The sequence below is a fragment of the Vreelandella vilamensis genome (genome assembly GCF_031451755.1).
GTDB lineage: Bacteria > Pseudomonadota > Gammaproteobacteria > Pseudomonadales > Halomonadaceae > Vreelandella > Vreelandella vilamensis.
The window spans coordinates 71,015-88,935 of record NZ_JARWAN010000013.1 but is presented as its reverse complement, the minus strand read 5'-3'; the positions used below and the strand labels follow the sequence as shown (position 1 = coordinate 88,935).

Sequence of the window (17,921 nt, the reverse complement as noted above, 5' to 3'; positions counted from 1 at the left end):
GAGGCTAGTGACTAATACGCATGGCGTCCGTTGTTACAAAATCCCCATCAGATTCATCTCCAACGAGATAAAGTCGGCCTGAACACATTGAAAAATTTCCCGGAGAGCCTTGTGGGTATCGATCACGTGAAAAGCGCTTTACGCATGGTGACCGATGAAGGGGGATATTTGCTGTTTATATTTAACTTTAATCAATGGACAACAAAGCATTCCACGCTTTTTTAAACCCCTTTTCTTTTTATCTAATAATTTTTTATAAACTAGTTATTAGCGTAATAACCATCCTAGGATAATCTGAGTAAATTGCACTAATAATGATAAATAAAGCCGAAATTAAAAATATTGCTTTTTATTTATTAAGCGAGAAAACCAATATTTAACCCCTTAATAATTTATATATCCATAGCTTTATATTTTATTATTTAAATGCAAGATTTTACCAAGTATCAATTTTTAAGTGCCTACTCAAAATTAATCTCTCATTGGTCATAAATTGCAACACTTACTTGAAGTCCCAAGCAGGGCTGATCGCATTGATTGGGCTAGGTTAACCGTTAACCGTGAGCTTGTTAGCAGAAGGCGTTGAAACGGCTGAAGAAGTATAGTGGTTAAAGCAAGCTGGCATTCTATTACAGCCGGATCTCTTTTTCGCAAAACCGGCTTTTAAAGCAGTAGTAAAATATGTAAACCATGCATGGGCGGCTATTGATGACACATCGCCTGATGCCGCTGGAGACAATAAATGAATCCTCCTGACCTCAGCCATATCTGGCTTTATGCCCACTGACGACAATATAAGTCGAAGATTCACGCTGCGCCTATTGGAGTCTGTGTAACCAACGCTGACGGACATTTTGTCATGGTGAATCACGCGTATTGTGAGTTTTATGGCTATCAAGAAGCGGAGGACCGATCGTAAACGCTTAGAAAATCGTCTCGACTTCTTGGCGCATCACGACGAGATGACAGGACTATTGAATCGCCGCGCAGGTTTAAAGTGTCTTACGGCTAAATGGGAGGGTTACAATTGTTATGGAAATGCTCTGTGTATCGCGATTCTAGATATTGACCACTTTAAACAGTTTAACGATACCTATGGTCATCACATCGGTGATGAAGTATTAATTGAACTCAGTCGATTTTTGCTCGAAGAAGTACGTACAAGCGATAGCCGCCTAGGAGGAGAGGAGTTTATGCTTAACTTACCCGGTGCTGATAATAAGGGGCCTTTGGAGCGATGACCCGTTTTCGTGAAGTCTTGGGGAATACACTGCTAACACCATATCAGTTAAACGTTAGATTCTCTGCGAGTGTGGCTGAGTATGATGCTTTGCCCGGCAGGCAGACAGTGAAAACTATCGTGATGGAAAGCACCCACCACTGAATCTGCCATGCCCGCATTGCTCACTCATCCTGTTGTTTGCTGAAAATAGTCGTTTGCTGAAAATAGACGATCACTGAAAACAGAGGGTTACTAAAATAATAAGGTGAGCTGACCAGATGCAGGCCATCGTGACGCTTGCTATCAACGCCTGACGGCCCTATGCATCAGTCTAAACTTCTAAGCCTAAAGCTCTCAGCCTACTCTTCTTAGCTTAAGCATCTAAAGCTTTTTGCTTGTCTTTCATCCGCGCTTAAAGGGATTCAGCCCGTTGGCTTGTTGCATCATCATGCGCTTGGCAAGCGGGAAGCGTTCGGCGAGCTGTAGGCTGGCATCCCCTAGGCGGCGCAGCGCCGCGTTACCGGTGAAGAGGTGATGAAACCCGTCGGTTGCGGTAATCATGGCCTGATTGGCGAGACGGCGTTGAATCTCAAAACGGTGCAGCCCTTTGGCATCGCCCACGTCGCACTCGGCAAGGAGTATGTCACTAAGCGCGTCGGCATCGTGCAGGCCGATATTCAACCCTTGCCCGGCCAGCGGGTGCACCACGTGCGCGGCGTCGCCAATCAGCGCGAGCCGTTTGGCGATGTAGCGTCTGGCGTGCTGGCGCTTGATCGGGAAGCTGGCGTGGCCGGTGATGCGAAGCAGGTTGCCCAAACGCTTAGGGAACGCCGCTTCGATGGCGGCTTTTAGGCCGTCGTCGGTGAGCATTTCCCGGTCGCGGATGGCCGCGTCGCTGTCGTACCACACCAGCGAGGCGTGATGACCTGGCAGGGGGAGCATGGCCACGGGCCCGGTCGGCGTAAAGCATTGCCAGCTGACGTCCTGCTGGGGCAGTTCGGTTTCCACGTTGGTGATCAGTGCGCGCTGGTGATAGTCGTAGGTGGTGATATCGATACCGGCAAGTTCGCGTAGCGTCGAGCGCGCGCCGTCAGCGCCGACGACCAAGCCCGCGGTAAGGGTTTTGCCGTTATCCAGCTCCACTAAGCGTGAGTCGCTGCTGGTGAGTGTCGAAATCGGCGCGCACTGGGTGTAGCACGTAACGCCGGGGAGGGTTTTTAAACGCTCCCAAAGCGCGTATTGCAGGGCGCGGTTTTCGATAAACACGCCAAAACGCTCAAGCCCGCTGTCTTCCGCGGAAAACAGGCTGTGGCCCTTGCCGCCTTGATTCCACACTTCAATATGGCGAAACGAGCAGCAGCGTTCTTCGGGTAATTCCGTGCCACTGGCTTCGATAAACGCCAGCGAGCGCGCATTGAGTGAGGATATTCGCAGGTCAAAGTCGCCGCTAGGCGCTGTGGGTGCGTCGCCGCGCTCAACCAACCCGACGTTTAACCCGGCGTAGCCAAGCCGCGCGGCCAGTGCCGCGCCCACCATACCGCCGCCGACAATGACAATTTCGTGATCCCGTTGCATGCTGCTTTCTCCGACAGAAAACTTAAGGTCAACGCAGAGGATAGCGCTGACGGTTACACGGTCTATCTAAGGTGTGTTTCTCAATATGTATTTCTAAATATGTATTTTTAAATAGTATCGTTGAGATGTACAAGGCTTGCCTAGGGGTGAGCCTTTCACGGTAAAGAAACAGTGGGAAAACATTGATGCAGGTAAAAAAAATGGTCGACACGGCAGCATTGCCGCACGTGGCGCAGGCGGGCGATGCGCTGGCGGCGTATATCGCCCGCCACCCGAAACTCTGGGTGATTACCGGCGCCGGTGTCAGTACCGATAGCGGCATACCCGACTACCGTGATGCGGCGGGCCAGTGGAAGCGCTCGCCGCCGGTGCAGCACGGCGATTTCATGGCCTCCCATCGCGTGCGCAAACGCTACTGGGCACGGGCGTTGGTGGGCTTTAAAGCGCTGAGCGAAGCGCAGGTGAGCGGCGCACACCGGGCGTTGGCCGCGCTTGAAGCCATGGGTTACGTTGAGCTGTTGGTTACCCAAAACGTTGACCGGCTGCATCAGCGGGCGGGCTCACGGCGGGTGATCGACCTGCACGGCCGCGCTGATTTGGTCAAGTGCATGGGCTGTGGTTATCACATGATGCGTCACGCCATGCACGCCGAGATGGCGCGAATGAACCCGGCATTCGCGATCTTGGATGCCGAGCACGCCCCAGACGGTGATGCCGATCTCGACGTCGATTTTAGCGCCTTCAAGGTGTTGGATTGCCCGCGCTGCGGCGGCATTTTAAAGCCCGATGTGGTCTATTACGGCGATGTGGTGCCGCCTGCGCGCCGCACGGCCGCCGAAGCGGGGTTATCGCGCGCCCAAGGGGTGCTGTGCATAGGCACCTCGTTAATGGTGTTTTCCGGCTACCGCTTTTGCCGCGCCGCGCATGAGGCGGGGTTACCGCTGGCATCGCTTTCGCTTGGGGTGACCCGCGCCGATGCGCTGTTAACGCATCAGTGGCGTGCGCCGCTTACGCCGGTACTCGAACGCGCGGTTCACGTATTATCACACGGTTAGCGTGCCCGAGAGACCCAAGCATTATCGGCGATCCATAATCGCCACGGGGCATCACGGTCGTGGGGCTTGGCGTAATCAATGCCTACGCGTGGGCCGGTGGCAATGGCGTGGGGTGTTTCCCCTTGGGTGATCCACAAGGCCTCCGTTTGCGTCATGTCATGCCCGTACAGCGCTTTATCGACCCCTAGCGCGTTTGTCAGTTTGCCGGGGCCATTACTCAAATTACGGCCTTTCACGTGGCGCTGGGCGCGCATCGCCGCTTCGCCTGCCACCGGCTCGACGGCACGAATCAGTACCGCACAGGGATTGCCCTCGGGTTGCGTTACCACGTTGAGCAGCCAATGCATTCCGTAGACAAGATACACGTAGGCATACCCCGGCGGCCCAAACATGGCCTCGGTTCTTGGCGTTTTCCGCCGATGCGCATGGCAAGCCGAATCCTCAGACCCCCGGTATGCCTCTGTTTCAACAATTTTCGCCACGAGCAGATCGTCTTCTACGCGGCGCACTAGGTAGCAACCCAGCAGGTCTCGGGCAACGTCGAGGGTATCGCGGTGATAAAAAGCGCGGGGGAGCGCCGGTGTCGAAAGCATGTTATCGCCCTATGCGTGCGTAAAATTACTTGAGTAAAATGGTAGGATATTAAACACTCTGACTACGTAATGATGGAGCTTATTGTGCTGACATTCGAGGCGTCCTATACGCGCTTACCGGAAATGCTATGGTCAACATGCCAGCCCACGCCGGTCAAAGCGCCCAAATTAATCGCGTTTAACGCCGCGCTTGCCGCACGCCTCGGCGGTGGCGAGCCGCCGGATGAGGCCACGCTAGCTGGCTGGTTTAGCGGCAATCAGCTGCCGCCGGGGGCCGCGCCGGTGGCGCTTGCTTACGCTGGGCATCAGTTCGGGAATTTTGTTCCGCAGCTTGGCGATGGCCGTGCCGTGCTGCTCGGCGAGGTGGTCGACCCACAAGGGCAGCGTTTTGATGTGCAGCTCAAAGGCAGCGGGCGCACGCCTTATTCGCGCGGCGGCGATGGTCGCGCGCCGCTTGGCCCGGTGCTGCGCGAATATTTAGTCAGCGAGGCGATGGCGGCCATGGGCGTGCCCACCACCCGCGCGCTGGCGGCAGTGACCACCGGCGAGGGCGTTGTGCGTCAGTTCGTCGAGCCGGGGGCGGTACTGACCCGCGTGGCGGCAAGCCATGTCCGCGTGGGCACTTTTCAGTTTGCCGCTTTGCACCAAGATCACGCCGCGCTTAAAGCGCTGGCGGATCACATCATTGAACGCCACTATCCGGAGGTTGCTGGCGCCGAGTCGCCCTATCTGGCGCTATTTGAGGCGGTGCTGAAACGCCAAGCGCGGTTAATAGCCAAATGGATGGGCGTTGGGTTTATTCACGGCGTGATGAATACCGACAACATGAGCATCGCCGGAGAAACCATCGATTACGGCCCGTGTGCGTTTATGGAAGCGTTCGACCCGCAGAAGGTTTACAGCTCCATCGACGAAGGGCGGCGTTACGCGTTCTCCAACCAGCCGGTGATCGCCCAGTGGAATTTAGCCCGTTTTGCCGAGTGCCTACTGCCGTTGCTTGACGGCGATCAAGAAACTCGCGTTGAGCAAGCGACCGCCGCGCTACGCCGCTTTAACGACACCTTTGATCCCGCATGGGCGCGCATTAGCGCCGATAAACTCGGGCTTGCTGAGGAAAGCGAACAGGCAGCGCAGATGATGGCGGCGCTAGAGGCGCAAATGCAGCAAGGCCGTATGGACATGACCGCGACCTTTGATGCCCTGACGCGCTACGCCCAAACGGCGAACGAAGAAAACCGCGACGCGCTGCTCGCGCTGACGGAAAAGCCCGATGCACTGGCGCCGTGGCTTGATGAATGGCAGCGCGTCCAGGTCGCCGGGCAAGACGAAGCGCGGAAGCAGGCGATGCGTCAGGCCAATCCGGTGGTGATTCCGCGCAACCACCGGGTGGCAGAGGTGATTGAGTCTGCTATCGAGGGCGATTTTGCGCCGTTTTATCAGCTTCTTGAGGTGGTCACGCACCCGTTCGACGAGTCCCGTGAAGCACGGCAGTGGGCAGCACCTGCAAGCGATAGGGAGCAGGTGCTGCGCACCTTCTGCGGTACATAGCGAATACGCCTATGGTAAGCTGTGATTGTTTACAGTTTAGGAGCGGTCTGAAACCGGGAAATGCGTAAAATCATCCACTGCGACTGTGACTGCTTTTTTGCCGCTGTCGAAATGCGCGATAATCCTGCCCTGCGGGATATTCCCATTGCCATCGGCGGCAGCGTCGAGCAGCGCGGCGTGGTGGCAACGTGTAACTACCCCGCACGGGAGTACGGCATTCATTCGGCCATGCCCATGGCGCAGGCGCTTAAGCGTTGCCCGCACCTCACCTTGGTACGTGGCGATATGGCGAAGTACAAGGCCGTTGCCCGACAAGTGTTTGCCATCTACCGCGAGGTAACCGAACTAGTCGAGCCGCTCTCGCTGGATGAGGCGTTTTTGGATGTTTCCGCGGTGAGTGCTTATCAGGGCAGCGCCACGCGCATGGCCGAGGCGATTCGGGCACGCGTGCAGCAGGAGGTGGGGATTACGGTCTCGGCGGGCGTGGCGCCAAATAAGTTTTTGGCCAAAATCGCCAGCGACTGGAACAAGCCCGATGGCCTTTGTGTGATCACCCCCGCGGACGTAGAGCGCTTTGTCACTACCCTGCCAATCACCAAGATTCATGGGGTAGGGCCGCGTACCGCCGAGAAGCTGCACGCGCTAGGTATTCACTCCTGCGCCGATGTGCGCCAACGCCCGCTGACCGAGCTGGTGGAGCGTTTCGGCCGCTTTGGCAAACGCCTGCACGAGCTCAGCTTTGGCCACGACGAACGCCCGATCAAAACTCAGCGCGAACGCAAGTCGGTGAGCACCGAACAAACGTATCCCCAAGATTTACCCACGCTCGACGCTTGTCGCGCTGCACTGCCCGCGCTAATTGCCGATTTAGCGCGCCGCTACGCACGGCTAGACCCCGCTCCCGCGCTGCGCGGCGTCATGGTCAAGGTCAAATTCAACGACTTTACTCAAACCACCGTGGAACACGCTGACCCGGCACCCAATACGGCGCAGTTTGATACCTTACTGAATGTCGGTTGGCAACGCGGTAAACGCCCGGTGCGCCTGCTGGGCGTAGGGTATCGGCTAGCGGAAGTACCCCCGGAAACGCAGTTGACGCTTTTTTAAGCCATTGACGCTTGGCGCTAGTAACGTTAAAACATCTGTATGAAATTTGATCCCGACGCCGATGATCACGCCAATAACGATAAGAGCCTGCCCATGTCTGCCGATATTACCCAACGCCCGCGATTGGTCTTTGCCCACGCCAACGGCTTTCCTGGCCTGAGTTATAAAAGCCTGTTAGCGCCTTTAAGCGACCAGTTTGACCTGCACCCTCTCGACCGGCTTGGTCACCACCCGGACTACCCGGTAAACGCAAACTGGGCCAACTTAGCGGACGAAGTATTGGCGGCGTTACCGGAAAACGAGGCGCCGGTGTTGGGGGTTGGGCACTCATTGGGCGGAACGCTAATGGCGATGGCGGCGGCGAAACGGCCTGAGCGTTTTGCCGGCGTGGTCATGCTCGACCCGCCGTTAATGCTGGGTGTCGATGCGTGGGCAATGAAGGCGGCCAAGCGCTTTGGCTTTATTGACCGCGTTACGCCGGCGGGCAAAACCCAAGGGCGGCGCAGTGTGTGGCCAAGCCGCGAGGCAATGGCAATGTACCTGCGCCGCCGCGGGTTGTTTCGCCGTTTTACCCCCGAGGCCCTCAACGACTATATTGAAGCGGGCACGCGTGAACTTGACGATGGCCGCGCCGAGCTAACATTCGACCCAGGTATCGAAGTCGAGATTTTTCGTCACCTGCCGGACCACCTCACACGGCTGCCGCAACGTCTGCAGGTGCCGGTAACCGTGGTCGCGGGGGAAGATTCACATTTGCTCACGCCCGCGCGCATTCAACGCCTTAAGCGTCGCGGTTTGCGTGTTGAAAACGTGCCGGGTACGCATATGTTCCCCATGGAATACCCCGATGAGACCCGCGCGGCCATCCGCGCGGCCTGGCAGCAGATGACCCCATCTTAAGGAGGCACCATGTATCTTTCCGTACAGCTTAGCTATTACCCGCTTGCCGACGACTTCAAACCGCCGGTCAAAGACGTGGTGAAAAAACTGCAAGACTCAGGTCTTGAGGTGCACGCCAACCGCATGAGTACTCAGGTGTTCGGTGAGTTTGATGCCGTGATGGCGGCGCTTTCCGACGTGATGAAGTGGTCGTTTGAGACGTATGGGAAGGCGGTGTTTGTGGCGAACTTTCTGGAGGGTGATCGGCGCCCACGAGGCGAATAAAACCGCCGATAAAAAAAGCGTCGCCTGAAAAACAGGCGACGCTTTTACGTGTTACTGACGCTTATCGGGCCAGTTTCGTCATTTAGACTAGCTCGTTAAGGCAGGCTTCGACGATATCCAGGCCTTCGTTGAGCACGCTGTCTTCGATGGTTACCGGCATCAAAAAGCGGATGGTGTTGCCGTAGAGACCACAGGAAAGCAGGATCAACCCTTTTTCGCGGGCCTTACCGCAAAGCTTGGCGGCAAGTTCGGCATTCGGGGTGTGGTCGTCTTTGATCAGTTCAAAGGCAGCCATCGCCCCCATGTTGCGGCCGTTATCCACGCAGGCAAACTTGTCTTCCCAGCCGCTAAAGCGCTGTGCCAGCTTTTCACCAAGCGCTTGGCTCTTTTCGAGAATGTTCTCTTCTTCGAACACCTCCAGCACGGCCAGGGCGGCGGCGCAGGCAGTGGGGCTGCCCGTGTAGGTGCCGCCCAGCGAGTTGGCGCCCGAGGCGTCCATGTGCTTGTCGGTGCCTACAATAGCGGAGATCGGCATGCCGTCGGCCATGGACTTGGCCATGGTCATGAGATCGGGTTCAACGCCGCTATGCTCGATGGCAAACATCTTGCCGGTCCGGCCAAAGCCCGACTGCACTTCGTCGATGATCATCAGCATGCCGTGTTCATCGCAGATCTCGCGGACTTTCTCCAAGAAACTTTTTGAGGCTGGGTAGAAGCCACCTTCGCCGAGTACCGGCTCAAGAATAATTGCCGCGGTATCCTTGGGGTTGGCGTCGGTTTTGAGCGTCATCTTCAAGCCGCGGAGTGCTTCGTCTTCGCTGACACCGTGATACGGCACCGGGTAGGGCGCGCGGAAAACGTTGCCCGGCATGGGGCCAAAATCGGTCGCGTAAGGCGCGACTTTACCGTTCATCGCCATGGTGAAGAGCGTGCGGCCGTGGTAGCCGCCGTCAAAGCAGATGACGTTGGAACGGCCGGTAGCAGCGCGGGCGATTTTCACCGCGTTTTCCAATGCTTCGGCGCCGGAGTTGGCCAGCATGACCTTGGCATGGCCGCGCACCGGTGTAATGTGGCTCAGCTTTTCGGCTAATTTTACGTAGCCTTCATAAGGCATCACCGTCTGGCAGGTGTGCATCACTTTATCCAGCTGCGCTTTTACTGCCTCGACGACCTTGGGGTGGCGGTGGCCAATGTTGAGGACACCAATGCCGCCGGCAAAGTCGACAAAACGATTGCCGTCGGCATCCCAGATTTCGGCGTTTTCGGCGCGGTCTGCATAGGCCGTTGCGGGGCTTGCTGCGCCAGCGGCAACGTATTTTTTCTTCAGTTCGTTTAGTTCGGCGTTACTCATTGTAACTCCTTCAGTGGGGGACGTATGAGTGAGTGGCATTGAGCGCATCGCGCGCTAAGATTGGTATGCCTTCATCATAGCGCGCAAAACGCTATGATACATCCTCAGCGATCATTACGTTATTTCGGCCGGATTGCTTGGCCCGGTACATGGCTTTATCAACGCGATCAAGCAGCCGTGTGGTTGAGCTTTTCATGTAGCTTGCCACACCGGCTGAAAGGGTAACGGTTAGCGCATGCGTCGTCATTGGCGTGGCGGCGGCCTCTCGGCGCAAGCGATCAGCGGCTTGGTAGGCGGAGGCAATATCGACTTCCGGCATGATGATCAGAAACTCTTCACCGCCTAAACGCACGAGAATATCCGTCGAGCGAATCCCATTGGCAATCAGCTGCGTCATCTCTTGTAGTACGTCGTCGCCGATGCCGTGGCCGTAGGTGTCGTTGATATGCTTGAATGAATCCAAGTCGTACATTACCACGCTGAGTTTGGTGTCATAGCGCTGGCAACGGTTAAGCTCTTCTTCTAGGCGTATAAGCCCAGCGCGGCGATTGAAAATACCGGTGAGCTCGTCGTGGTGCGCTAAATGATCCAGGCGTTCGTTGGCCTGCTTTAATTGCTGTTCAAGGCGCTTGCGGCTGGTGATATCGACCACGAAAGTCACTTTGCGCGGCGCGCCGTCATCGCCGTGGACGCGTGCGGCTTCGGCAATAATCGTGCGTTTCTCACCGTTTTTACACCGCACCTCCCATTCCTGGCGGAGCTCTTGCGCCTCTTCGCCAGCAATAAACGTGTCATGCAGTTGGCTAAGCTTAGCGCGATGGGCTTTGGGAACGACTAGCGTGAAATGCTCACCGATAAGCTCTTCTTTTTCGTAGCCATAGAAGTGGCAGTAGGCGGGGTTCACCATCTCAAATATCCCCTCTGCATTGGTGATGCAGATGCCGATAGGGGTGGCGTTGATCACGTTAGCGGTATCGTGCGGTGACAGCATTACTAGGTGCTCAAACGGGTCCGCAATGCGGCACTCGGTCATGTGGCTCTCCTCGTATTGTCTATGTGTATCGACCACATTAGCCACGCTGTAATCAAAGGGGGCAAAACGAGCCCCTGGAGGGGGCAAGGCAAAAAAACGTATGTGTTTTGCGATTTCCTACCTAGTGTAGCGCGTTTTGTTCCCATTAATGCTTTTGTTGTAGAGGGTTTTGTATGTTGTTGTTGTAAAGGCTGCCTAATGAATTAAAGGCGCTTGCGTTGATACGTGCGATCTATCGCCGGTTAGCCAAATAGTAAGCGCAGTAAAATCGCGGTAATCACGGCCAATGTGAGGTACTTAATCCACATCGCGCCGCGCTGGCTCATGTTGACCTTCACCGCAAGCCAAGCGCCCGTTATGCTGCCGAGCGCTAACAGTAACCCATAGCCCCAGCGTACTTGGTCAAACCACAAAAACATCGCCAGTGCCGGTACGCTGTAGACCAATACAATCAACACTTTAAAAACGTTCACTTGGGCAAGGTCGATTTTCAGCACGCGGTAGAGCACGACGACAAACAAAATCCCCACGCCAACCTGGATAAAGCCGCCATAAAGGCCGATGCCAAACATGGCGAGATAAATCAGCGGTGTGAGCCGCTCTGGTGTGAGCGGGCGGGTATCCAGCTGGGGTTGAGGCAGTAGCATTGTGATGCCAGCGCCTGCCATCACGGTGATCAAAATTGCCTCAAACAGCACATCGCCCACCTGAAGTGCCAGCCAAGCGCCGAGCAGTGAACCCACCACCGCGGGCAGCGCCAGCCGCAGGCTAAGCCCGATATACGCCGCGCCTGCGCGAAAGAAGTTCGCCACGGCAGAGACGCTTTGCAGCACGATTGTCACGCGATTGGTGCCATTGGCCTCTTGGGGCGGCAAGCCTAAAAACATCAATAGCGGCAGTGTCAGCATTGAGCCGCCGGCGGCGAGCACATTGATAAACCCGGCCACAACGCCGATGGCGACAAGCGCCGTGGCTTCCCAAACTGGCATGAACGCGCCTCTTTATGGTGGCGGTGAATGATGAAAACGCATGGTAAAAAGCGTGCCTAGTATAGCCGCGTTAGCCGCAAGCGCGGCTAACTCACATTAAGAGATTGGCATCTAACGCGAAAGGCGTGCTAGCTTCATAACACCGCACGCTTTTGTTGGCGTCGCGGCAGAGAATCACCTCCTTTATAACGTCAACAACTCCCTATTAAGGGTGGAGGAATGTTTATGCGAACGCTTCACTATGTGGCAGCGGCATCCATGTTGGCCGTAGCACTGCCCGCATCGGCACAGCAGCTTTCCATTGCCACCGGCGGCACCGGCGGCACGTATTACCCCATTGGCGGCGGTTTTGCCGAAATGATCAACAACCATATCGAGGGTGCTCAGGCCACGGCAGAAGTGACCGGCGCGTCGGTGGAAAACATGGGCTTGATCATGCGTGGCGATGCCGACATGGCCCTTGCGCTGGCGGATACCGTCTATCAGGCGTATACCGGTACCGGCGATTTCGAAACGCGCCACATTGAAGCCACCCGGGCACTGGCATCCATGTACCCCAATGCGGTGCAGCTGGTGACCCTGGCGGAGTCGGATATTCATACGCTGGCCGATTTAGCCGGCAAGCGTGTCTCGGTGGGGGCACCTGGCAGTGGTACCGAGATTAATGCGCGCGCGCTTTTAGAAGCCAATGACATCAGCTACGACGATTTCACCCCTCTGCGGTTTAACTTTAACGAAACCGCCGATGCGATTCGCGATGGCGATATCGATGCGGGTTTCTGGAGCGTTGGCCCGCCCACGAGTTCAATCATGAACTTGGCGACAACGCGTGATATTCGCTTGATTGGGCTTTCGGATGAAGAAATTGCCAATGCCCAAGAAGAGGTCGCGGTATTTGCGCGTTACACGCTGGGCGAAAATCTCTACGAAGGCATGGAGGACGCTGTCCCCACGATCGGCATTCCTAACGTCCTCGTCGTTAACGCCGCGATGGATGAAGAACTTGCCTATCAACTGACCCAGCTGTTGTTTGAAAATACCGACGAGCTCATCGCGGTGCATCCGGCCGCTAATGACACCACCGTGGAATTCACCATGGAGTCAACGCCGGTACCGCTGCACCCAGGCGCGATCCGCTACTTTGAAGAAGCGGGCGTTGAGGTGCCTGAACGTCTGCGCCCCTAAATGCTGCTTGCCACGCTAGCGACACGACTCCCGGCGCAAGTGCCGGGAGTTTTGGCGTGTGTGGCCGTCTTGGGCTCGCTGTTTACCCCCGTGTTAGCGGATCGACTACAAGTGACGCGCGCGCAAGGCGAGCCGCTTTGGCACACCGCGATGCCCGATGGTGGACGCTGGTGCCTTGAGTGGGAGCACTCGGTGGAGCACTTCACCGTGCGCGACTGCTACCTTAACGTTGCTGGCAGCATGCAGCTTGAGCGTAGTCATCAGCCTGATTTTGCCGCGGGGCTCGGCCATACGCTGGGTCGCGGTAAGCAGGTCTCTGATGGTCAGGGCGGTTACTGGATCGAGGAAATCTATGAGCCTGTCCCAGGTAATCAGTATGCGCTGCGCGTCGGGGCGATGGCCGTTAATCATCGCTTGGTGTGGCAGCAAGAGGGGCGGCGGCATACGTACAGTTTAAGCCGCGACGCTGCTGGCGAGCGGGTATGGATTCAACTGGTGAAAACGGATGAAAAACACTGAACAATCCACCGTTATCATGCCCGGTGGGAATATCAGACAGCCCCGCGCGGTGCTTTGGTGTATTACCTTGGTGGCGGTGGGGCTGTCACTCTTTCAACTTTACTCTGCCGGCATTCAGCCGCTGGGGCTGTTTTATCAGCGCAGTATTCACTTAGCACTGATTATGATGCTGGCTTTTTTGATGTTTCCAGCATTTGGGCGCTCGCGTGGCCGGGGTGTCGTAGGCTGGGCGATTGATGCGATCTTCTTTACCGGGGCGCTGATTACCGGCGGCTATTTGGTGCTGTTTCTGGACGACATCATCAGCCGCGCTGGCTTTTGGAGCCAAACCGACATTGTCGTGGCGTGCATTGCCACGGTCACCGTGCTGGAGGCCAGTCGCCGCGCGGTGGGCATGAGCATGACGATGATCGGCGTGATCGCGATTGCGTACGCCATGGCCGGGCCGCGCGGGGACTTAGCCTGGCTGGGAGAGTGGTTGCCCGGTATTTTGGGGCACCGGGGCTACAGCCTCGATCGTATCGCGGGTCAGCTCTACCTGGGGCAGGAGGGGATTTTTGGCCTGCCACTGGGCGTAGCGGCAACCTATATCTTTATTTTTGTGCTCTTTGGTGCCTTTCTGGAAAGCACCGGCGCGGGCAAATTTTTTATCGATTTAGCCTATTCAGCGACCGGGCGTCAGCGCGGCGGCCCGGCAAAAGCGGCGGTATTGGCTTCGGCGGGGATGGGCTCAATTTCCGGCAGCGCGATTGCCAACGTGGTTACCACTGGCGCCTTTACCATTCCGCTGATGAAGCGGCTAGGCTACAAGCCTAAGCAGGCCGGCGGTATTGAAGCGGCGTCTTCCACTGGCGGGCAGATCATGCCGCCTCTCATGGGCGCCGGTGCGTTTTTGATCGCCGAATACACCAATACGCCTTACCTGGATATCGTCAAAGTCAGTATCTTCCCGGCGGTGATGTACTTCACCACGGTGTACTTGTTTGTGCATATCATCGCGCTCAAGCAGGGGATGCAGGGCATGAGCAAAAGTGAGCTGCCGCAGTTACGCGATGTCATGCGGGAAGGGTGGCACTTTTTGCTGCCACTCGCCGTGCTGGTGTGGTTGCTGGCGATGAGCATGTCGCCCATGCGCGTGGGGTACTATGCCGTGGTGACAATGGTGATTGTGGCTGTGTTGCGCTACGCGCTGTGGTTTCTTTTTATCGCGCCGCGCCAAGGGGAGCCGGTAACCGTGAACCGGGTGGTCGAGGTAAGCGTGCGCGGCCTGCGCAAGCTGATCGAAGGGCTGGAGCTGGGCGCACGCAACGCCGTCGCGGTCTCGATGGCGTGTGCCGTCGCGGGGATTATTGTCGGCGTGGTCGGGCTTACCGGGCTGGGCCTTAAGTTTTCCTCCATGATGCTCGCGTTTTCTGGGGGTAACGTGGTGTTAGCGCTTATCTTGGTGCTATTGGCAAGCCTTGTGCTGGGCATGGGGCTTCCGGTAACGGCAAGCTACATCGTGCTGATTGTGTTGGTTGGCCCGGCCTTGACCCAAGAATTTGGTATTCCGCTTTTGATCGCGCATCTGGTGGTGTTCTGGTATTCGCAGGACTCTAACGTGACGCCTCCGGTGGCGTTGGCGGGGTTTGCTGGGGCGGCGATTGCCGGCAGCAAACCCATGGAAACCAGTTTCCAGGCGTGGAAGTTCGCCAAGGGGCTTTACCTGATCCCGCTGTTTATGGTCTTCAACCCGGAAATTATTCTGGGGGGGGCGGTAGGTCTGGTGCTGTGGAAAGGGGTGATTGCGGTTCTCGCGCTTGGCGCTTTTGCTGCTGCCCTGGAGGGGTATCTCTTTACGACGATGCGCTGGCCTTCACGCGTGGCGATCGGCGCGGCGATTATTGGCGTGTTTTATCCCAGTGCCATGACCGAGATCGCCGGCGTGACGGTGATGCTCGCGGCTATCGTTGCCAATGGCGTGGCCGCGAAGCGTCACGCTTGCACAGCCACGCCAGCTGGCTAGACATGCTAGAAAATCGACTCGGCCGCGCCGGAGCCTTCTGAGCCGCTGGCTTCTTCCAGCTCGCGGCTAATCCGGCGTGTTTGAAAGTCGGGTAAGTGTTCGGCGTCAAATAGCTCGCTGATGCCGCCGGGCTGATCGTTGTGCAAGCGGCGGCCGGTATTGGGGTCGACGCGGGCGGTGACGATGCCGCTAGGACGCTCTGGCCATGCTTCAGGTTGGCCTTCTAACGCGTTGCCCATGAAGTCTGTCCAGATAGGCAGGGCCGCGTTTGAGCCGTACTCGGCGATGCTTTCATTGCTGTCTTTGCCTACCCACACCGTGGCGACCAAGTCGCTGTTGAAACCGGCAAACCAGGCGTCGCGCTGATTGTTGGTGGTGCCGGTTTTACCCACGATATCCGCACGGTTAAGACTGAGCGCCGCTCGGCCAGTGCCTCTTTCAATGACATCGCGCAGCATGTCGCGCAAGATATAAACCGCTTCAGCGTTGGCGACGCGGGGGGCAACGGGGTGTTCGCGCCCGTTAACATCAACGGTCTCTTGCTGCTCGTCGCACTCACGGCACGCCACCGCGGGGGCTGCCTCAAAGATATTGTTTGCTTCCTCGCCTTGGGTGACGCGGTCGATAAACCAAGGTGTGACTTTAAAGCCGCCATTCGCCAGCACCGCGTACGCGTTGGTCATCTCCAACGGGGTCAAATCGGCGCTACCCAGCGCTAGCGATAGTCCGCGCGGTAGCCGTTCAGAGGCGAAGCCAAAGCCTTGCAAGTAGTCGATGGTGTAATCCAGGCCCATGCTGCGCAGTACGCGGATAGTAACCAGGTTGCGTGAGCGAGCAAGCGCCGGGCGCAGCCGCATGGGGCCTTGAAAGTCACGGCTTGAGTTGACCGGGCGCCACAAGGTATCACTGCCGTCTTCTTGCACTATCGGGGCGTCGTTGACGACGCTCGCGGCGTTCATTTCGCCGTTCTCTAGGGCGGCGAGATAAATAAACGGCTTGAAGATCGAGCCGGACTGACGCTCGGCCTGCACGGCGCGATTAAATTTGCTGGCGTTAAAATCAAAACCACCCTGCAGGGCTAAAATAGCCCCGGTTTGCGGATCTTGTACCACCAGCGAGCCTTCGGCATCAGGGCGCTGCGATAGCCGCAATTCTCCTTCTTCGGTTTCCACCACGCGGACGAGATCGCCGCGCTGGGCGATTTGCTCAGCCGAGGTAGGCGCTGCGCCGCGGCTTTGTGGGCTTAAGTAAGGCTGTGCCCATTCCAACCCTTCCCACGCAATGGTGCGTATCGTATTACGGCGAGTAAGCACTTGCATTTCGCGGCCACTGCTTTCGACCACGATGGCAGGCTCAAGCAGGCCATAGCGGGGTGTGCGGCTTAACACTTGCACCCAGTTGCTGACATCGCCGTCAAACCCTTCCACTTGGGTCTGGCTGCGCTCGGCGGCTTGGCGCGCCGTTTCGCGAATCTCCGGCGATTCGGCGAGCTCTTCTTCCAGCCCGCGGGTTTCGGTTTGTTCCTGCGCCTCAACTAGGCTTGCCGGGATGTCTTGCTGTTCTGGGCCGCGCCAGCCGTGGCGGCGATCGTATGCCAGCAAGCCTTCGGCCAAGGCGCGGTGCGCAGCGGGCTGCAGTTCGCTATCAAGGGTGGTGTAAATACGGTAACCACCGGTGTAGGCAGAATCACTGTAGACATCGATGGCAAACTGGCGCGCCAGTTCCGAGACATAGGCGGCGTCGACTTCAAGCTGGGTTTCGTGTCGCTGCGCAGTGACGGGTGCTTGCACGGATTGCTGGTAGGCGCTCTCGTCGATAAGACCCAATTCGCGCATGCGAAATAAAATCCAGTTACGGCGGATCAGTGAGCGCTCCGAGTTAGCCAGCGGGTTAAAGGCGGAGGGGGCTTTGGGTAAGCCAGCAATCATGGCGGTTTGGGCCAGTGTCAATTCCGCTAGCGGCTTATCGTAGTAGGTTTCGGCGGCGGAGGCGATGCCGTAAGCGCGGTTGCCGAGGAAGATTTTATTGACGTAAAGCTCGAAAATTTCTTCTTTGTTGAGTACCTGCTCCATCTGCAGGGCGAGCAAAATTTCTCGAATCTTGCGGGTAAAGGTCTGATCCAGGGTCAGTAAATAGTTACGTGCCACCTGCATGGTAATCGTTGACCCTCCCGACTGAATGGTGCCGCCGCTTTGCGCAAGCTCGACCGCCGCGCGAATCAACCCGCGTGGGTCAACCCCGACGTGATCGAAATAGCTCTGATCTTCTGCGGCGATCAGTGCATCAATCATCGGCTGCGGGATAGCATCGAAGTCCACCGGAATGCGGCGTTCTTCACCGAATTCGCCAATCAGTTTGCCGTCGCGAGTATAAATGCGCAGCGGTGTATGAAGCTCAAAGTTCGCCAGCTGACGCACGTCGGGTAAGCCTGGGGCAAAATAGATACCAGCGCCGATAACGGCCAGTGCTGTTGCCCCCACCACGGCCACTAGAGTAAAAAACAACGAGAGAATAAGCGTTCTAAGAAACTTCATGAAAACAGGCTACCTGTGGGAAGCATGGAAAAAGCCTAAAG

Annotated in this window: 16 protein-coding genes; 10 read left to right on the top strand and 6 right to left on the bottom strand. The window is 56.9% G+C overall.

Annotated features, from left to right (window positions below; all coding sequences use genetic code 11):
• The first annotated feature begins 805 nt into the window (after window positions 1-805).
• Complete coding sequence (locus QC823_RS16240) at window positions 806-919, top strand: PAS domain-containing protein (protein WP_422823635.1); 114 nt, start codon at window positions 806-808, stop codon at window positions 917-919.
• A complete protein-coding gene (locus QC823_RS09480; protein ID WP_309656099.1) occupies window positions 888-1,241 on the top strand; it encodes a GGDEF domain-containing protein in 354 nt (117 codons plus the stop codon). The genes QC823_RS16240 and QC823_RS09480 overlap by 32 nt, the downstream gene beginning before the upstream one ends.
• 383 nt (window positions 1,242-1,624) lie before the next feature.
• Here the strand turns inward: QC823_RS09480 and QC823_RS09475 are convergent, their stop codons facing one another.
• Window positions 1,625-2,797 (bottom strand): UbiH/UbiF/VisC/COQ6 family ubiquinone biosynthesis hydroxylase, encoded by a 1,173-nt coding sequence (locus tag QC823_RS09475; protein ID WP_309656098.1) that lies wholly within the window; start codon window positions 2,795-2,797, stop codon window positions 1,625-1,627.
• A 185-nt stretch (window positions 2,798-2,982) separates the two neighbouring features.
• On the opposite strand from QC823_RS09475, the gene QC823_RS09470 reads away from it, so the two are divergent.
• Window positions 2,983-3,852, top strand: coding sequence for an NAD-dependent protein deacetylase (locus tag QC823_RS09470; protein WP_309656097.1), 870 nt, complete (start codon window positions 2,983-2,985; stop codon window positions 3,850-3,852).
• On the opposite strand, the gene QC823_RS09465 is transcribed toward QC823_RS09470, so the two are convergent.
• Window positions 3,849-4,445 (bottom strand): DNA-3-methyladenine glycosylase, encoded by a 597-nt coding sequence (locus QC823_RS09465; RefSeq protein WP_309656096.1) that lies wholly within the window; start codon window positions 4,443-4,445, stop codon window positions 3,849-3,851. The two genes, QC823_RS09470 and QC823_RS09465, sit on opposite strands and share 4 nt — an antisense overlap.
• 84 nt (window positions 4,446-4,529) lie before the next feature.
• On the opposite strand from QC823_RS09465, the gene QC823_RS09460 reads away from it, so the two are divergent.
• The 4 genes from QC823_RS09460 (at window position 4,530) to QC823_RS09445 (ending at window position 8,264) form a co-directional block, all read left to right on the top strand.
• Window positions 4,530-5,993, top strand: coding sequence for a protein adenylyltransferase SelO (locus tag QC823_RS09460; protein ID WP_422823633.1), 1,464 nt, complete (start codon window positions 4,530-4,532; stop codon window positions 5,991-5,993).
• 60 nt (window positions 5,994-6,053) lie between these two features.
• The gene (gene dinB / locus QC823_RS09455; RefSeq protein ID WP_309656095.1) at window positions 6,054-7,100 is read left to right on the top strand and encodes a DNA polymerase IV; all 1,047 of its coding nucleotides are present in this window, start codon (window positions 6,054-6,056) and stop codon (window positions 7,098-7,100) included.
• Window positions 7,101-7,193: 93 nt separating this feature from the next.
• Window positions 7,194-8,000: an alpha/beta fold hydrolase gene (locus tag QC823_RS09450; RefSeq protein ID WP_309656110.1), complete on the top strand. Its 807-nt coding sequence runs from the start codon at window positions 7,194-7,196 to the stop codon at window positions 7,998-8,000.
• Window positions 8,001-8,009: 9 nt separating this feature from the next.
• On the top strand, window positions 8,010-8,264 hold the full coding sequence (locus tag QC823_RS09445; RefSeq protein ID WP_309656094.1) for a YkoF family thiamine/hydroxymethylpyrimidine-binding protein: 255 nt from the start codon (window positions 8,010-8,012) through the stop codon (window positions 8,262-8,264).
• Window positions 8,265-8,346: 82 nt separating this feature from the next.
• On the opposite strand, the gene gabT is transcribed toward QC823_RS09445, so the two are convergent.
• The 3 genes from gabT to QC823_RS09430 all read right to left on the bottom strand — a co-directional run bounded on the left by gabT (window position 8,347) and on the right by QC823_RS09430 (window position 11,637).
• The gene (gene gabT / locus QC823_RS09440) at window positions 8,347-9,615 is read right to left on the bottom strand and encodes a 4-aminobutyrate--2-oxoglutarate transaminase (RefSeq protein ID WP_309656093.1); all 1,269 of its coding nucleotides are present in this window, start codon (window positions 9,613-9,615) and stop codon (window positions 8,347-8,349) included.
• 91 nt (window positions 9,616-9,706) lie between these two features.
• On the bottom strand, window positions 9,707-10,648 hold the full coding sequence (locus tag QC823_RS09435; RefSeq protein ID WP_309656092.1) for a sensor domain-containing diguanylate cyclase: 942 nt from the start codon (window positions 10,646-10,648) through the stop codon (window positions 9,707-9,709).
• Between the two features lie 242 nt (window positions 10,649-10,890).
• The gene (locus QC823_RS09430; RefSeq protein ID WP_309656091.1) at window positions 10,891-11,637 is read right to left on the bottom strand and encodes a sulfite exporter TauE/SafE family protein; all 747 of its coding nucleotides are present in this window, start codon (window positions 11,635-11,637) and stop codon (window positions 10,891-10,893) included.
• A 225-nt stretch (window positions 11,638-11,862) separates the two neighbouring features.
• Here QC823_RS09430 and QC823_RS09425 point away from each other — a divergent pair, with 225 nt between their 5' ends.
• From QC823_RS09425 to QC823_RS09415, 3 genes are read left to right on the top strand one after another with little or no spacing between them, the layout of a single operon-like run.
• Window positions 11,863-12,822: a TAXI family TRAP transporter solute-binding subunit gene (locus tag QC823_RS09425; RefSeq protein ID WP_309656090.1), complete on the top strand. Its 960-nt coding sequence runs from the start codon at window positions 11,863-11,865 to the stop codon at window positions 12,820-12,822.
• Entirely contained in the window at window positions 12,823-13,341 is a 519-nt protein-coding gene (locus QC823_RS09420) for a DUF1850 domain-containing protein (RefSeq protein ID WP_309656089.1), read from the top strand. It abuts the gene before it with no gap.
• Complete coding sequence (locus tag QC823_RS09415) at window positions 13,328-15,346, top strand: TRAP transporter permease (protein ID WP_309656088.1); 2,019 nt, start codon at window positions 13,328-13,330, stop codon at window positions 15,344-15,346. Before QC823_RS09420 ends, QC823_RS09415 begins: the two co-directional genes overlap by 14 nt.
• Before the next feature lie 5 nt (window positions 15,347-15,351).
• Here the strand turns inward: QC823_RS09415 and QC823_RS09410 are convergent, their stop codons facing one another.
• The gene (locus QC823_RS09410) at window positions 15,352-17,880 is read right to left on the bottom strand and encodes a penicillin-binding protein 1A (RefSeq protein WP_309656087.1); all 2,529 of its coding nucleotides are present in this window, start codon (window positions 17,878-17,880) and stop codon (window positions 15,352-15,354) included.
• Window positions 17,881-17,921: the final 41 nt, after the last annotated feature.

Bases quoted from the DNA above. Each gene is read 5' to 3' on its own strand.
- QC823_RS09420 (WP_309656089.1), top strand. From the start codon at position 12,823: ATGCTGCTTGCCACGCTAGCGACACGACTCCCGGCGCAAGTGCCGGGA.
- QC823_RS09445 (WP_309656094.1), top strand. From the start codon at position 8,010: ATGTATCTTTCCGTACAGCTTAGCTATTACCCGCTTGCCGACGACTTC.
- dinB (WP_309656095.1), top strand. From the start codon at position 6,054: ATGCGTAAAATCATCCACTGCGACTGTGACTGCTTTTTTGCCGCTGTC.
- QC823_RS09435 (WP_309656092.1), bottom strand. From the start codon at position 10,648: ATGACCGAGTGCCGCATTGCGGACCCGTTTGAGCACCTAGTAATGCTG.
- gabT (WP_309656093.1), bottom strand. From the start codon at position 9,615: ATGAGTAACGCCGAACTAAACGAACTGAAGAAAAAATACGTTGCCGCT.
- QC823_RS09480 (WP_309656099.1), top strand. From the start codon at position 888: ATGGCTATCAAGAAGCGGAGGACCGATCGTAAACGCTTAGAAAATCGT.
- QC823_RS09450 (WP_309656110.1), top strand. From the start codon at position 7,194: ATGTCTGCCGATATTACCCAACGCCCGCGATTGGTCTTTGCCCACGCC.
- QC823_RS09410 (WP_309656087.1), bottom strand. From the start codon at position 17,880: ATGAAGTTTCTTAGAACGCTTATTCTCTCGTTGTTTTTTACTCTAGTG.
- QC823_RS09470 (WP_309656097.1), top strand. From the start codon at position 2,983: ATGCAGGTAAAAAAAATGGTCGACACGGCAGCATTGCCGCACGTGGCG.
- QC823_RS09430 (WP_309656091.1), bottom strand. From the start codon at position 11,637: ATGCCAGTTTGGGAAGCCACGGCGCTTGTCGCCATCGGCGTTGTGGCC.
- QC823_RS09415 (WP_309656088.1), top strand. From the start codon at position 13,328: ATGAAAAACACTGAACAATCCACCGTTATCATGCCCGGTGGGAATATC.
- QC823_RS09425 (WP_309656090.1), top strand. From the start codon at position 11,863: ATGCGAACGCTTCACTATGTGGCAGCGGCATCCATGTTGGCCGTAGCA.
- QC823_RS09475 (WP_309656098.1), bottom strand. From the start codon at position 2,797: ATGCAACGGGATCACGAAATTGTCATTGTCGGCGGCGGTATGGTGGGC.
- QC823_RS09465 (WP_309656096.1), bottom strand. From the start codon at position 4,445: ATGCTTTCGACACCGGCGCTCCCCCGCGCTTTTTATCACCGCGATACC.